Below are 14,438 nucleotides of genomic sequence, written 5' to 3'. Positions count from 1 at the left end.
ATCACTTGATAGCATGGGTTTTTTTATGCAAAGTATTTGATAGATACTTTTCGCTTTGATTTGAATCTGGGTTATCGGTTGAAAACCATTAATTGCTGCCCAATATAAGCAGGCACCTTAACATTGGCCAAAGCGCCTTTGCGATTAACATTCATCATTGTTCTTACCCGTTTCTAAGTATTCGAAGCGGGCGGATGCTTCATTCTCACTTTCTATAAATAATAGGTTGTATGCTGTGCAAATATCTTATTCAGACTGGCTAACGCCGCAATTCGTATATATTACTCTTAGCGCTGTGGTAGCAGTTTTAATTTGGATAGAAGGGGAGATGCTCAAACAGACCGATGGTAAACTGCCTCAATCTAAATTCTTCAAAGTCAGTTCATTGTTAGATACTCTATGGTTCTTTATATCGGTAGTGATTTTATACGTTATTGATTTGACCCCGTTAGCTATCGCAGTGCCTGCTGCATATGGCATATACACGACCTTTGGTTGGATATATGGCACCAAGCTACTGAAACGCAAAGGCATCCCTGACTCTCCTAAAGACTTGGTCATTCCAACCAAGTATATTGCCTATAGTCAGTCGTTTTCACTGGTGTTTTTTGCGTTATGTTTGCTCGTATTGAGTTCAGCATGGCTACCAACATCGCCATTGCAGTGATTGACATTCCAACCTACTATCATCTATGTTGACTTATTTAATTAGTGGTTTACTGATGAATTTGTATTACGTCTATAAATAAAAACTATTTTATATCAATAAGATATGGAACTGATTACTATCGATGTTAACTTGCAACAATGGTTAGTATTTATTTACAAAAATCAGCAATTTAGACTGTTCCTACCATGGAAAACTGTTATAATCAGACTGTACTCAAAATATTTGAGGCAAAAAATCCAAATTTTCTTTAAGATTATTTAGCATTTTTGGTCGCCGCATTTAGCAGAAAATATTAGGGTATATATCAATTAATCGGTGATGACACAAGTCTCGCCAACAGTTAAAGAGTCAGGAAAATTTATGTCAGATAAAGTTGAAGGCACTGTAAAGTGGTTTAATGAAGCTAAAGGTTTTGGTTTTATCGCTCAAGATAACGGCGGACAAGACGTATTCGCTCACTACAGCGCTATCCAAGGTAACGGTTTCAAAACTCTAGCCGAAGGCCAAAAAGTGTCTTTCATCTTAGGTGATGGCAAAAAAGGCCCACAAGCTGAGCAAATCGAAGCTATCTAATCTCATTTATTATCAAGCTAACTGTTTGCCAGTAAGCTTGATAACAACAAGATTATCAATATGCATTGATTACTTTGTTTGTTAAAACAATAAAAATACTGTATCGACTTTAAAAAGAAGCAACCTCTTATCAGGTTGCTTTTTTTATGGGATTTTTTTGGTATGCCAAAGTGTTGCTAATGTAAAGTGCTATTGATTTTGACAGTCAATATCATCAGGTAATAACGAACAATAATTTAATAAAGATGAAATAGATAAGGTTGTATTATGAAGTGGGAAAACTGGCTTTCAATTGACTGGCAACAAGTGCTCGGTATTTCTTTATCTGCAGTAGGCTTTTATGTAGGGCTGATGTTGTTTACTCGATTGATGGGTTTACGCAGTTTTTCCAAGTTATCAAGCCATGATTTTGCAATGACCGTTGGTATTGGTAGTATATTGGCGTCGACGGTATTGTCAGATAAACCCTCTCTATTTCAAGGGTTATTTGCTGTTGCGGTGTTATTTTTAATTCAGGGCGTTATCTCAGTTATCAGACGTAAGATAAAGCCATTAAAAGCTCTGATAGATAATCAAGCTATTATCCTAATGGCTCATGGTGAGTATCTAAAAGACAACTTAAAAGAGGCCAATCTTAGCACCAGCGATGTCCAAGAAGTGCTGCGTAAAAATGGTATCAAAGCGAAAACAGAAGTGTTTGCAGTGATTATGGAGACGACAGGTGATATGAGTGTCATCAAGAATAATGACGTTGAACCTGATTGGTCTTTATTTGATGATATACGTGATAGTGAATTATTGCTTGGTGCTAGTAAGAATGGTAATTCGCAGATCTGACTCGATTAACTATTCTTATCCGTTAACTTTGAAGAGATAAATAATAACAAAATATTAAGTAAAGCTAAGTCTTAGAATGCTATAAAGGGTATGAGTATTTTAAGCTACTGAACCATGAAAATCATGAAATGATGCGCTTATAGACTATTTATTATAGAGTGTTGACAAATTTATGACGCATTATTCACGGCGTTGTCTTGACCTTATCTGCCTGCTGACGCAAGATACATAGGTCTGATAATAACGGTTGGCTTAGCTTTAGCAGATTTCATTAGTAAGAGATACAATGCTAATATGCTCTTAGATATTGGCTCATCTTTCTTAGTTAACAATATTCTGTTGATGTAATAATAACCTTGAGCAGTATTTTGAACGACAATTTGAACCACAACGAACCTTTGGTTCTTAACTGACAATTTTTAACTCATAACATTAATAAACGAGGAACGTATGAAAGCATTAGTAGCGGTCAAGCGTGTCATTGATTATAACGTAAAAGTTCGTGTAAAAGCCGACAACTCTGGCGTTGACTTATCAAACACTAAAATGTCAATCAACCCTTTTGATGAAATCGCAGTAGAAGAAGCGGTTCGTCTGAAAGAAGCTGGCGTCATTGATGAGATCATTGTTGCTTCAATCGGTCCAAAAGAGTCACAAGAGCAGATTCGTGCAGCCCTAGCGCTAGGTGCAGACCGTGGTGTGTTAGTCGTAAGTGACGAAAAACCATATCCACTACAAGTTGCTAAGATTCTAAAAAGTATTGCTGAAGCTGAAAGCACTGATATTATCTTATTAGGTAAGCAAGCGATTGATGATGACAACAACCAAACTGGTCAGATGCTAGCGGCATTGATGGGTATCGGTCAGGGTACATTTGCATCAGAAGTAAAAGTTGAAGGCGACAAAGTAAACGTAACGCGCGAAATCGATGGTGGCCTACAAACTGTTGCTCTTGATTTGCCGGCGGTTATCACGACTGATCTACGTTTGAATGAGCCACGTTATGCTAAATTGCCTAACATCATGAAAGCGAAGAAAAAGCCACTTGATGAGAAAACGCCAGCAGATTTCGGTGTTGATATGACATCTAAGCAAGAAATTATTAAAGTCGTGCCACCTGCTGACCGTAAAGCTGGTATTACAGTAGGGTCAGTTGATGAGTTGGTCGATAAGCTAAGAAACGAAGCAAAAGTCATTTAATGTTTTAATGATTGGATACTTCGCTACGGCATATCCTGTACAAGGCTATGAGTTTGACTGCTTTATCTTAGATTAAACGATAGTTGCTCAAGCAGCTTTGTACACAAACAACCGCATGAATAGATAATACGAATATATAAAGGATTAAAACCATGGCAATTTTGGTATATGCAGAACATGACAATGCCAGTCTAAAAAAGGCAACTTTAAACACGATCGCTGCTGCTAAACAAATGGGTGATGATATCCATGTATTGGTTGCTGGTAGTGGTAGCCAAGCTGTAGCTGATGAAGCGGCAAAAGCAGAAGGCGTGACTAAAGTACTATTGGCTGACAATGCTGCTTATGAGCATCAATTGGCAGGTAACGTGGCGCTGTTGGTTGCTGATATCGCTGGTGATTACAGCCATATTCTAGCGGCTGCGACCACGACTGGTAAAAACTTTATGCCACGCGTTGCTGCGTTACTTGACGTCAGCATGTTGTCTGAAATCTCCGGTGTGGTAGATGCGCAAACGTTTGAGCGCCCTATCTATGCAGGTAATGCAACAGCGACAGTCAAAACGACAGAAGATAAAGTCGTACTAACAGTACGTACTACTGCGTTTGACCCAGTGGCAAGCGAAGGCGGTTCAGCTACTGTTGAAACTATCGATAACGTACAAGAAACTGGTAAAGCTAGCTTCGTTAACGAAGAAATGGCTAAGTCTGATCGTCCAGAATTGACCTCAGCTGGTATCGTTGTTTCTGGTGGTCGTGCATTGGCAAACGGTGAAAACTTCACCAAGTATATTGAGCCATTGGCTGACAAGCTAGGCGCTGCTGTTGGTGCATCACGTGCTGCTGTTGATGCAGGATATGTACCAAACGATATGCAGGTCGGTCAAACGGGTAAAATCGTTGCACCGCAGCTATATATCGCAGCTGGTATCTCGGGTGCAATTCAGCATTTGGCTGGTATGAAAGATTCTAAAGTCATCGTTGCTATCAACAATGATCCAGAAGCACCTATCGCTAGCGTTGCTGATTACTTCTTAGAAGCTGATTTGTTCGAAGCATTACCTGAGCTAACTAGCAAGGTTTAATATATAGTCACAGAACTACTAAACGGCTACAGCGTTACCTTCCTTAGATGTACTACTTGTATAATCTGCAGTTGGTTGCCTTGTATCCGTTTTAGACTTCTTTAACTATATCAGTAGTAGACAGATAATAAAAAACCCACTATCAATTGATAGTGGGTTTTTTTATGCTTGATAGATAGGGTTTTAATAGCAATTACAAATGGAGACTAAGAGTATCGTCTTTGGCGTAAGGTTTCATACAGACATAAAGACCCTGCAATCGCTACATTTAAGCTCTCTTGACCATTTGGCTGCGGTAAGGCTATTGGCGTGGCACATTGCATTAGCTCATCGCTAACGCCTTGACCTTCATGACCCATAATCCATGCCACAGGCGCAGATAAATCGTGCTCGTAGATGATAGTATCTGTATGTGAGCTAGTCGCCAAAAGCGGCACTTGTACGTGATCCAAAATATCTTGCGTACTCAAGTCTTCATAAATAGTCAGCGCAAACTGTGCCCCCATACCTGCTCGTAGCGTCTTGGGAGACCACGCTTGAGCGGTCGCACTGGTGCATAGGATGTTTCGGATACCAACGGCTGCTGCTGTGCGTAGTAGCGTACCAACATTCCCACTATCCTGCACGTCGTTCAAGATTAAGCAGTCTTCATCGATCATCGATAGACTAGGCGTTGGTACTTTGATTATCGCCATGATATCGATGCCAGTACCCAAGCTACGAATACTCTCATAGAGTGCGTCTGACAAAGCAAGAATAAGCGTATAAGTGGGCAGGCGAGTCAATACCTGTTGAACTTCAGGATGGTTATGCGCTGACTCAGACAATAGTATCTGAGCGAAAGGATAGTCACTACGTAGCGCAGCATCTATCAAATGGACGCCTTCTATGACTGTCTGACCGTTCTTTTTACGCTGGCGTGCTTGGGACAACAGTGCTTTTACAAGCTTCACTGTTGTGTTCTTATCTGAGGTAATCAGCTCGGTGGGATTTAATACCATAGTGGATCGCTTAGAGAAGAGTAAAGGAGTTGTTTAAATAACCAGCATAATGCCTATTATTGATTTAGCATTATGTTGGCTACTCTTAACAGGTGCGTCAATCAATTATTTTTCAGAATAATTTACGTGTAAGTCTTTCACGTAATTGACTTCGTTTTTGCTACCGAGTACCACAGGAACACGCTGATGAATATCAGTCGGTTCGATATCCAGGATACGATTGACGGCGTCTGTCGCACCGCCACCTGCACGTTCAATCAATAGGCTCATTGGGTTGGCTTCATACATCAAGCGTAGTTTACCCGCTTTATGAGCATATTTGGTATCAAACGGATAGGTGAACAGACCACCTCGGCATAAGATGCGATGAACGTCACCAACCATGGCAGCTACCCAACGCGTATTGAAATCGCGTCCACGTACACCTGTCTCGCCAGCGATTAACTCATCAATGTACTGTTGCATCGGTGCACGCCAGTAGCGATAATTTGAGCTATTGATAGCATACTCGCTGGTATCGGCATCGATTTGCACGTTGTCTTCTATTAGCACATAGTCAGAAGTCTCTGGATCTAGGCTAAACATCACGACTTTATCAGCGATGGTTAGCGCTAGGACAGTAGAGGTACCATATAGCAGATAACCGGCTGCTAGCTGTTTATTGCCTGCTTGCAAATAGTCGCTATTTTCACTGGTTTGACCTTGGCGCTCATACGGTAAGATAGAAAAAATCGTACCCACTGCCATATTGATGTCGATATTTGATGAGCCGTCTAATGGGTCAAATAGTACCAATAGGCTACCATCGTCATTAGCAGGGGTGGCATCATCGAGCTCTTCTGACGCAACACCGGCACAATGTGTATTTTTTGCCAATGCATCTAGCAATAAGTCATTAGCCAGTACATCTAGTTTTTTCTGATCTTCGCCTTGGACGTTTTGATTACCAGCTTCGCCCAAAATGTCTGCTAAAGCACCTTTTCTGAGCAATTGTGAAATTGTCTTGCCGACATCAGTGACGGTGGTAATCACGTCGTTAAGTGCAGGGCTAGTGGCATGTTGGTTTAGATAGTCTGCTAAGGTCGTCATAAGGCTTCCTAATAAAGGGTATGGAAAGTAAAAGAATGGATAGGTGTCAAAGTAAAGAAGTAGGAGGCATTTAGCACACCTGAAATAGGTAAATTCTTAAATAGCTAATACGGCATCTTTGTCCCGACCACAAAATCGGCTACACTATATCTATTGTTATTCATTTATAGTTTTGTCAGAATTATTCTCTATGAGAGTACAGCATGTCTACTCACGCTTTCTGATTGTCTGCTGAGGCTATTTTTCGGTCGAATTTGATTACGGTAAATTGTAGCAAATAAGCGTCAAAATGTCCTTTGTATCTATGCCTATCAGTGATAAATGATCGAACAAAGATGAATAAGTGATTACTATAGACTCATATAAACCCACAATAAAGACTCGCCATTATGTCAAATTCTATCGATAGTAGCGCTACACAACCAGTCTCACCGACTGATTATGCAAAATTTGATCCCAATACGATTCATCAAAGGCTCAATACGTCACTAAGTCGTCCGCAGCTCAATACCGATGGCAGTATCAGGCATTTCTTAGGTGTTGAAGGTCTTAATAAAGCACAGCTCAAAGCAATTATCGCAAAAGCAGAGACTTTTTTTGATGAAAATGGACAGCTAATCAATCGTCCTGAGTTAGACGGCTATACGGTCATGAATTTGTTCTTTGAACCATCGACGCGTACCCGGACGACATTCGAGGTCGCCGAAAAACGCTTGGGTGCCAATGTACTCAATATCGATATCGAACGTTCTAGTACTAAAAAAGGCGAGAGTCTGCGCGATACGCTGTGGAATCTACAGGCGATGACGGCAGATATTTTTGTGGTACGCCATTCAGCATCAGGTGCCGCGCATTTTATGGCGACAGAAGTGACGCCTGATATCGCTATCATTAATGGCGGTGATGGCTGGCATGCGCATCCTACTCAAGGAATGCTCGACATGTTGACCATTCACCGTGAAGCTCCGCGCCCATTTGAAGAGCTGTCTATCGCGATCGTTGGTGATATTAAGCATTCACGCGTGGCACGCTCTGATATCAGTGCACTGCAAACACTAGGTGTGACAGACATCCGTGTTTGTGCGCCGCGCACTTTACTGCCCAAAGGTATTGAGCGTTTCGGTGTACAAGTATATGAAAACATGGATGAGTGTGTCACTGACTGCGATGTGATCATGGGATTAAGAATACAAAATGAGCGTATCGGTTCGCCGCTATTGGCTTCATCAAGTGAATATTACAAGCATTATGGAATCACGCCAGAGCGAGTAGCTCTTGCCAAGCCTGATGCACTGGTGATGCATCCGGGGCCGATGAATCGCGGTGTTGAGATTGCCTCTAGTGTGGCTGATGGCGCACAATCCGTTATCTTAAAGCAAGTAAATAACGGTATTGCCATTCGCATGGCGGTCTTATCGCTTGCGATGGAAGGTCAACGTGCTCATCAAGCGGCTGGCAAGTAACAGGCTGCCGAGCGACTTATTCTCATTTATTTCATTTTATTGATACGGTAATAACGTTATGTCTACCATGCTTAATACGGATGCACCCATTCTTGACCATTTACCAAAAGTATTTAAAGATGCATTGCCGCAAACTGCAACAGAAAAACTGTCTACACTCGATTCTGACCGTGAGATGTGGTTATTGCCACCACTAGTAGATCTATGCGCGCGCTTGCGTGAGCCAGGCCAGCAGCAACACGGCACGCTAAAATCAGAAGGCAGCGCAGCTCGTGGTAATGGATTTTTGCATGTAGTCACACCTCCTGATACCAATCCTATTTTAGAAAATGGTTCACTTTTAAAGGGCTTGCGTGAGCGTGCCTTAAGTGATGGCGGGATTTACTTACATATTTTGGGTGCATTGACCACAGGGTTAGAGGGCGAACGACCGTCTAACATTGCAGGGCTTAAAAAGGGCGGCTGTATCGCAGTATCCAATGCGCGTAGACCGTTTCGCAATGATTTGGTGCTGTTACGTACCCTAGAATATGCAGCGACCTTTGGTATGAAGGTGTTCTTTTATCCTGATGAGGCAAGCCTGTCTGGAGATGGGGTTGCACATGAGGGCTATATTGCTTCTTATCATGGTCTGCAAGGGATTCCTTGGATTGCGGAAACGGTTGCATTGTCTACGCAGCTACTGATGGTTGAAGAGACCGGAATCGCTGCTCATTTTAGTCAGTTATCATGTAAGTCTTCGATTGAGCTCATGCGCTGGGCAAAAGACAAAGGTCTGCCTGTTACGTGTGATGTTGCGATGCATCAGCTTTACTTAACCGATGATAACTTGGAAGGCTTCAATGCTCAGGCGTATGTGTTGCCACCACTGCGTAGTAATACTGATCAGCAGGCAATCCGCCGTGGCTTAAAAGATGGCACTATCGATGCCATTTGTAGTCATCATGAACCATTAAACAGTACGGCCAAAAAAGCACCGTTTGCTGAAAGTACACCAGGTATCTCAAACTTCGATACGTTTATGGCGCTGGCTTGTCAGCTGGTAAATGATGAGGTATTAACACTCTCGCAATTAGTAGATAAAATTTGCCTGAATCCTGCAAAAATCGCAGGTATTAGCGAGCAGTATGAAGCTATCGGCGGTGCAGTGTTGGTCGATCCTAATCTTGAGTGGCAAGTAACCGCGCAATCTATGCTATCGAGTGGTAAGAACACGCCGTTTTTTAATCAGCAGTTGCAAGGACGTGTTGTGGAGACATTTTTTGGCTAATTTGCCCCGACAGGATGACCGTCTGCCGCCACCCTCGAAGGATAAAGGGGTTGCTATGAATGGTCAACAAGAAAAATCGCGCAGTACGGCGAGTGAGTCTATCAAAGCAGTGGCCATTTATGAGGTGGTGAAAGGTGTTGGTGCGTTACTAGGAGCAGGGGCATTATGGTGGTGGCATACCAATCTTGAGCATTGGCTGACGACGGCAACGGTTACTTGGCAGCGCAGCTTCGGGCATATGCTTGCCCCGCAAATAGACAGTGCCGTACGTATTGCTCAGCAGGCAAGTAAAAACTGGCCGATGTTTTTATTATTGATATTTGCTTATGCCAGTTTGCGTTTCCTCGAAGCCTATGGCTTATGGCATGACAAAACATGGGCGTATTGGTTTGGGGTATTAGGCTACGGGGTATTTATTCCTATAGAAATTTATTATCTGATCGTTAGCCCATTTGACTGGTTTAAGCTTGGGATACTGGTTTCTAATCTGCTCATTATTATTGTGGTTTATCGTAATATGAAACGAAAGGGCTTGATATAACGTTTAAATTTAAGTTAAAAAATCCAGCATAAGACAAGTATCTGATGCTGGATTTTTTGTGCCTGCTATATTTTTAGTCTATACGTCTACTGTTTTTTCATCCGTACGAATGCTTTTAGCGACTTTTCCAACGCTCAGACCTTGCACCAAGATAGAGAAAATCACCACCGCATAAGTGAGTGCCAATAAAATCTCTCGTTCAGCCCCGATTGGTAGCTGTAATACTAACGCGACTGAGATACCTCCGCGTAAACCGCCCCAAGTCAGAACTTTCCATGCGCCCGTAGGCAAATCAAGCTGACGGTGAAAGGTTTTGGTCGTCATGCCTACCACGATAAATCGAGCAACGAGCGCAATCAGAATCGTCAAACCGCTCGCTATAAATAAATTGCCTGAATAAGCAATCATCACCACTTCTAAACCGATGAGCACAAACAAAATGGCGTTTAAAATCTCGTCAATCAATTCCCAGAACAAATCAATATAGTGCCGTGTCTTGTCACTCATGGCTAGCTCGCGACCACGATTACCAACCATCAGACCCATCATGACCATGGCGAGTGGCCCTGATAAATGCCAATGGCTGGCTAGCGCGTAGCCACCGATGACGCCTGCTAATGTTAATAACACTTCTTCTTGATAGCTATCAATGCTTTTGAGCAAGTAATACAAAATCGCCCCAAGTACCAGTCCGAATACAACGCCGCCACCAGCTTCAACCGCTAATGTATGTGCGACATAGTTGGCAGTAGGAATATCACCGCTAGATAAAATCCCTAGCAGTAAGACAAAAATAACCACGCCGATACCATCATTGAACAATGACTCGCCAGCGATGACGGTCTCGATGCTCTTTGGAGCGCCTGCTGACGACAGGATACCCATGACAGCAATAGGATCGGTAGGGGAGATAAGCGCACCAAATAACAGGCACCAGAGAAACGGCAGGCCGAAACCGAAGAGCGGCAGCATAAAATAAATCGCAGTCGCAATGAGCATCGCCGATATAATCGTACCAAGTCCGGCAAGGATGCCGATAGGTAACTTGTAGCGTCTTAAGTCACCAATATTAACGTGTAATGCGCCTGCAAATAGCAACATCGATAGCATACCGTCTAAAAGTACTTCGGTAAAATCAAGCTGCTCCAATAAGCTGACTTCGTAATCGATCAGCTGATCAAACCCTAAGAAGCCTAAAAATATCGCACCGATTGACAGTAAGATAGAGATGACCATGACACCGATAGTGGTCGGCAGACCAATAAAACGGTGATTAATATAAGTTAACGAAGCAGTAATCGACAAAAATATGGCGCTGATTTCTAGGATGGTAAGACTGGTTGCAGATGCCATAAAAAGTAGGTCTCATATGAATATAAAAAGTATCTAAAGCGCAGGGCTTATAGGGATGTTATAAGTGTTGTTGGCTATAGGGGTTGTGATTATAAGTAATGTGTTTATAAAGACTGATATTGCCATCTATTTAAACAGTTAATTGGTCATATCATTAACTAGACTGTGTCTGTAACGCTTGACGAATATCCGCTTCAAACTCACTCACGTAATTAAAATGCTTGTGTTGCGCATCGTTATCAAGGATAAATTGCTTGGCTTGTTCGCACATAGCGACCAAGTCATCGACTAATTCTTGATAATTTAAATTCTCTTCACCAGCGCGCTGAATCAGATGCAATTCATGTAATAGCGTTTGCTGCTGTGCGCTGTTTACCCGTGCATAGTTCAAATTGACCATTGCCTGACATAATGCTTTTAAGACCATGAGGTCAGCAGCTGCATAACGACGTATCTCACCGAGTGATACATTGATAAAATCAGAAATCTTTGGGATATGAGTGACTAGTGCCAATATGGCCAGACGCTTCTGTTTGATAGTAGTTTCAGAGCTATCGTTAGTGTCTGATTGCGGTATGTGAAAGTGATAAGGGCTCGGTGGCTGGCGACGCATCATAATACTCAGACAGCTGGTTAGAGACTGAACGCAATTGACCGCAGTCTTTGGGTCATTGATACCAGGGGATAGAGCGCGTACAGCAATCTCCGTCATCTGACCTAGGCTATAGGCGATGTCGTTAGAGTGCGCTAATCGTTGCTCAAGTCGTAGGCAACCTGCAAGACGTTGCCAAAACAGTCCATCAGGCGCTCGCGGTATTACTGCCAGATGCGGGGTTGCTGTCCTTTGGCGGTTATTTGGATGAGATGCAGGTCGCTGATAAAAGTAACCAATGACGTTTTTGTCAGTGACGTAATTACCAAGGTTGACATGCATTTGTACCACGCCACCATAATCTTGTGACAGCGTAATCAATGACTCAAGATAAATCTGCTGTAGATAACCTGAATTTGGTGAATAAATCGGCATAGCAGGCCAGTTTTGGAACTGCTCGATATCATGGTGCTCAGCATCGCGTTGATGTTGAATATCACATCGATCGTTATACCAATAGTAAATGTTTGCAATTGCATCATTGCTAGCATTTTGAATGACATGTGACGCCTGAATAGCATGCACCATATGCTGTACAAAATAAACTAAAAGCAGCGCACAGATAATCGCCATGATAATGGCAAAAGTTACTGCCAATTGCGGTACACCAAAAGCTACGTCAGACTTATGGATAGACTTTAGTACCAGTAAACTATAGCTAAATGTACCGATAAAAGCGCCAAGGACAAACTGGTTTGGAGTGTCAGTCAAAAAGTTACGTAGCAGTCTTGGACCAAACTGTGAGGATGCCATCGACAGGACGGCGATTGTAATCGAGAACGTCGTACCTGCCACGCCCAGTACCGCACCAGCGATGGCTGTCATAATCGCGCGCGCCGCCTCGTCATCACCAGTAAAGGCAAAGGAGATTTCTTTTACCGTTTCACGATCAAAATGCTGATCAATCGCGACTAGTAAAGGAGCAAGTAAAATACCGACAATGACGCAAGCGGTTGGAATAAACCAGTAGGAGCCAATCAGCCATTGCCACAAGTTATTTAAACGATCAGGCAAGTCGGTCAGCGTTTGTATCGACCACAACTTAGTGAACTGCTTAAGCCTGTTTTGACCTGCATTGATCGTACGTGTCCAGATGCTGTCTCCGTCATTTTTATTCACTGTGATGAGCCTTAGGGTTATCTGCTTCTGTAATAATAGCGTTTTTATGCGTACGTCTGGTCATATCTGTCTCAGCATGACTCTCACTAGTCCCTAGAGGTATGATGGCCTCATTGTCGTGATCGTCATATTCAATATCACTGTCTTTGTCATAAGCCATAGGCTCTAGGTGTGGTGATGCTTCTAGATGTGGATCATTACCGTTGTAAGCACTCTCACCATGTCTATCTAGATTATCATGTCGTTGTACATTTTCAGTGGCGGCAGAGGTTTTTCTAAATAGTTTACGGTCATCGCCATGCTTACTAGTAGATTGTTTGCGCGGTTCACTATTGGCAAAAATAGCATTTAGCGGCAGATGCAGTTGCTGTTTGGCGTACGCTTCAGTATTCTCAAAGCGTTTTACCAGTAAACTTAGCCAAGGCTTTTGACCTTCCAGTTTCATCTCATCCAACTCGTCCTTGATAGGAAGTGGGTAGGGCAAGGTACGATAAAAGTCCCATAACGTCATTCTACTCAGGTCTCTTTTGAGTACGTAGTCATCATCATCTGTCATGGTGATAAGATTGCTGTCTTGCAGGTAGTTGATATAGGTATACCATTTCGGCAGCTCTTTGCGACCTAAGACATTGCGCAGTGCTTGTTCGCTAACGGCTTCACCTTTTAAGTGGTGGGTATAAACCAAGTTCAACATATCTAACAAGCTGAGTAACGGGTGACGAGGGTAGACTTCTTCTGTCTCAAAAATCGTCAAGGTATAGCTGATCTCAACGCCTAATAAAATCAAATTCCACGACAGATAAATCCATAGTAGAAAGATAGGCAAGGCAGCAAAAGCGCCATAAATCGCTTCGTAGCTGGTAAAGTTAGCCATCACTGTACCAAACAGATGCTTCATCAATTCAAAGACAATGGCCACGAACACGCCAGCGATGGCTGCATTTTTTGCTGGTACGCGCGCCTTTGGAATAAACCAGTACATACCGATAAAGCCTGCCATCGTAATACCAATCGATGCCATTTGTACCCAAAAGCTCCAATCGATACCGTAGCCTGCAATTTGACGATTGAGAAAGCTCAGACTCTGTACGGTACTTGAAGCGATAAAAGCGGTACCCAACACCAGCGGCCCTAGGGTAACGATAGTCCAATAACGCAGCATGCTTTTGATGCCACCAGAGCGGTCTTCTACTCGCCAAATCTGGTTAAACGCGCGCTCGATAGTGGTCAAGGTCATGATAGTCGTAAAGAATAAAATCATGGCACCGATAATGGTTAGGTTAGATGACTTTTCAGCAAAGCTATTAATGTACTCACTAACTTGCATGCTCGACTGCGGCAATAGATTGCTATAAATGACGTCATAAATCTGCGCTCTAACCGATGCGAGAGCTGGTACAGATGACAAAATCATCAGTAATACCGTTAATACAGGCACAATCGACAGCATAGTGGTGTATGTCAGTGAAGCTGCCTTCTGTTGGCAATTATCTTCAAAAAAATGCCGAGTCAAAAACCGTAAGAACTGAAACCAGTGCTGTTGTAAAAACGGGAGTTTTTGAGATAGTTTTTCCATGTCGACCAT

The 14,438-nt window shown here is 42.7% G+C and carries 13 protein-coding genes; 8 read left to right on the top strand and 5 right to left on the bottom strand.

What is annotated here, in order from left to right; translation table 11 throughout:
• Positions 1-235 precede the first annotated feature (235 nt).
• The 5 genes from ACQKCP_RS11185 to ACQKCP_RS11165 all read left to right on the top strand — a co-directional run bounded on the left by ACQKCP_RS11185 (position 236) and on the right by ACQKCP_RS11165 (position 4,365).
• Entirely contained in the window at positions 236-667 is a 432-nt protein-coding gene (locus tag ACQKCP_RS11185) for a hypothetical protein (RefSeq protein ID WP_427612381.1), read from the top strand.
• A gap of 363 nt (positions 668-1,030) precedes the next feature.
• On the top strand, positions 1,031-1,243 hold the full coding sequence (locus ACQKCP_RS11180) for a cold-shock protein (RefSeq protein ID WP_057758834.1): 213 nt from the start codon (positions 1,031-1,033) through the stop codon (positions 1,241-1,243).
• A gap of 267 nt (positions 1,244-1,510) precedes the next feature.
• Positions 1,511-2,080: a DUF421 domain-containing protein gene (locus ACQKCP_RS11175; protein ID WP_427612380.1), complete on the top strand. Its 570-nt coding sequence runs from the start codon at positions 1,511-1,513 to the stop codon at positions 2,078-2,080.
• Positions 2,081-2,530: 450 nt separating this feature from the next.
• On the top strand, positions 2,531-3,280 hold the full coding sequence (locus tag ACQKCP_RS11170) for an electron transfer flavoprotein subunit beta/FixA family protein (RefSeq protein WP_057758837.1): 750 nt from the start codon (positions 2,531-2,533) through the stop codon (positions 3,278-3,280).
• Between the two features lie 152 nt (positions 3,281-3,432).
• Positions 3,433-4,365 (top strand): electron transfer flavoprotein subunit alpha/FixB family protein, encoded by a 933-nt coding sequence (locus ACQKCP_RS11165; RefSeq protein WP_057758839.1) that lies wholly within the window; start codon positions 3,433-3,435, stop codon positions 4,363-4,365.
• A 206-nt stretch (positions 4,366-4,571) separates the two neighbouring features.
• Here the strand turns inward: ACQKCP_RS11165 and ACQKCP_RS11160 are convergent, their stop codons facing one another.
• Positions 4,572-5,366: a TrmH family RNA methyltransferase gene (locus ACQKCP_RS11160; RefSeq protein WP_427612379.1), complete on the bottom strand. Its 795-nt coding sequence runs from the start codon at positions 5,364-5,366 to the stop codon at positions 4,572-4,574.
• 105 nt (positions 5,367-5,471) lie between these two features.
• On the bottom strand, positions 5,472-6,455 hold the full coding sequence (locus ACQKCP_RS11155) for a class 1 fructose-bisphosphatase (RefSeq protein WP_102093279.1): 984 nt from the start codon (positions 6,453-6,455) through the stop codon (positions 5,472-5,474).
• A gap of 389 nt (positions 6,456-6,844) precedes the next feature.
• On the opposite strand from ACQKCP_RS11155, the gene ACQKCP_RS11150 reads away from it, so the two are divergent.
• Genes ACQKCP_RS11150 through ACQKCP_RS11140 form a run of 3 tightly spaced genes read left to right on the top strand, consistent with a single transcriptional unit; the run spans position 6,845 to position 9,729 of the window.
• Positions 6,845-7,918: an aspartate carbamoyltransferase catalytic subunit gene (locus ACQKCP_RS11150; RefSeq protein WP_114701674.1), complete on the top strand. Its 1,074-nt coding sequence runs from the start codon at positions 6,845-6,847 to the stop codon at positions 7,916-7,918.
• 58 nt (positions 7,919-7,976) lie between these two features.
• Positions 7,977-9,188 (top strand): dihydroorotase, encoded by a 1,212-nt coding sequence (locus tag ACQKCP_RS11145; RefSeq protein ID WP_427612378.1) that lies wholly within the window; start codon positions 7,977-7,979, stop codon positions 9,186-9,188.
• A 55-nt stretch (positions 9,189-9,243) separates the two neighbouring features.
• Positions 9,244-9,729 (top strand): DUF2127 domain-containing protein, encoded by a 486-nt coding sequence (locus ACQKCP_RS11140; RefSeq protein ID WP_379544943.1) that lies wholly within the window; start codon positions 9,244-9,246, stop codon positions 9,727-9,729.
• 78 nt (positions 9,730-9,807) lie between these two features.
• Here the strand turns inward: ACQKCP_RS11140 and ACQKCP_RS11135 are convergent, their stop codons facing one another.
• The 3 genes from ACQKCP_RS11135 to ACQKCP_RS11125 form a co-directional block, all read right to left on the bottom strand.
• A complete protein-coding gene (locus ACQKCP_RS11135) occupies positions 9,808-11,082 on the bottom strand; it encodes a cation:proton antiporter (protein WP_101204848.1) in 1,275 nt (424 codons plus the stop codon).
• 154 nt (positions 11,083-11,236) lie between these two features.
• Positions 11,237-12,853: a DUF2254 domain-containing protein gene (locus ACQKCP_RS11130; RefSeq protein ID WP_427612377.1), complete on the bottom strand. Its 1,617-nt coding sequence runs from the start codon at positions 12,851-12,853 to the stop codon at positions 11,237-11,239.
• A complete protein-coding gene (locus ACQKCP_RS11125) occupies positions 12,846-14,429 on the bottom strand; it encodes a YihY/virulence factor BrkB family protein (RefSeq protein ID WP_427612376.1) in 1,584 nt (527 codons plus the stop codon). Before ACQKCP_RS11125 ends, ACQKCP_RS11130 begins: the two co-directional genes overlap by 8 nt.
• Between the last annotated feature and the right edge of the window lie 9 nt (positions 14,430-14,438).

Source organism: Psychrobacter sp. NPDC078631, from assembly GCF_050268165.1.
Classification (GTDB): Bacteria; Pseudomonadota; Gammaproteobacteria; order Pseudomonadales; family Moraxellaceae; genus Psychrobacter.
Note: the sequence above shows the minus strand (reverse complement) of the source record. Positions and strands in the feature narration are given on the sequence as shown.

Excerpts from the sequence above, each read along its gene's own strand:
- ACQKCP_RS11180 (WP_057758834.1), top strand. The coding sequence starts at position 1,031 with ATGTCAGATAAAGTTGAAGGCACTGTAAAGTGGTTTAATGAAGCTAAA.
- ACQKCP_RS11175 (WP_427612380.1), top strand. The coding sequence starts at position 1,511 with ATGAAGTGGGAAAACTGGCTTTCAATTGACTGGCAACAAGTGCTCGGT.
- ACQKCP_RS11170 (WP_057758837.1), top strand. The coding sequence starts at position 2,531 with ATGAAAGCATTAGTAGCGGTCAAGCGTGTCATTGATTATAACGTAAAA.
- ACQKCP_RS11165 (WP_057758839.1), top strand. The coding sequence starts at position 3,433 with ATGGCAATTTTGGTATATGCAGAACATGACAATGCCAGTCTAAAAAAG.
- ACQKCP_RS11160 (WP_427612379.1), bottom strand. The coding sequence starts at position 5,366 with ATGGTATTAAATCCCACCGAGCTGATTACCTCAGATAAGAACACAACA.
- ACQKCP_RS11155 (WP_102093279.1), bottom strand. The coding sequence starts at position 6,455 with ATGACGACCTTAGCAGACTATCTAAACCAACATGCCACTAGCCCTGCA.
- ACQKCP_RS11150 (WP_114701674.1), top strand. The coding sequence starts at position 6,845 with ATGTCAAATTCTATCGATAGTAGCGCTACACAACCAGTCTCACCGACT.
- ACQKCP_RS11145 (WP_427612378.1), top strand. The coding sequence starts at position 7,977 with ATGTCTACCATGCTTAATACGGATGCACCCATTCTTGACCATTTACCA.
- ACQKCP_RS11140 (WP_379544943.1), top strand. The coding sequence starts at position 9,244 with ATGAATGGTCAACAAGAAAAATCGCGCAGTACGGCGAGTGAGTCTATC.
- ACQKCP_RS11135 (WP_101204848.1), bottom strand. The coding sequence starts at position 11,082 with ATGGCATCTGCAACCAGTCTTACCATCCTAGAAATCAGCGCCATATTT.
- ACQKCP_RS11125 (WP_427612376.1), bottom strand. The coding sequence starts at position 14,429 with ATGGAAAAACTATCTCAAAAACTCCCGTTTTTACAACAGCACTGGTTT.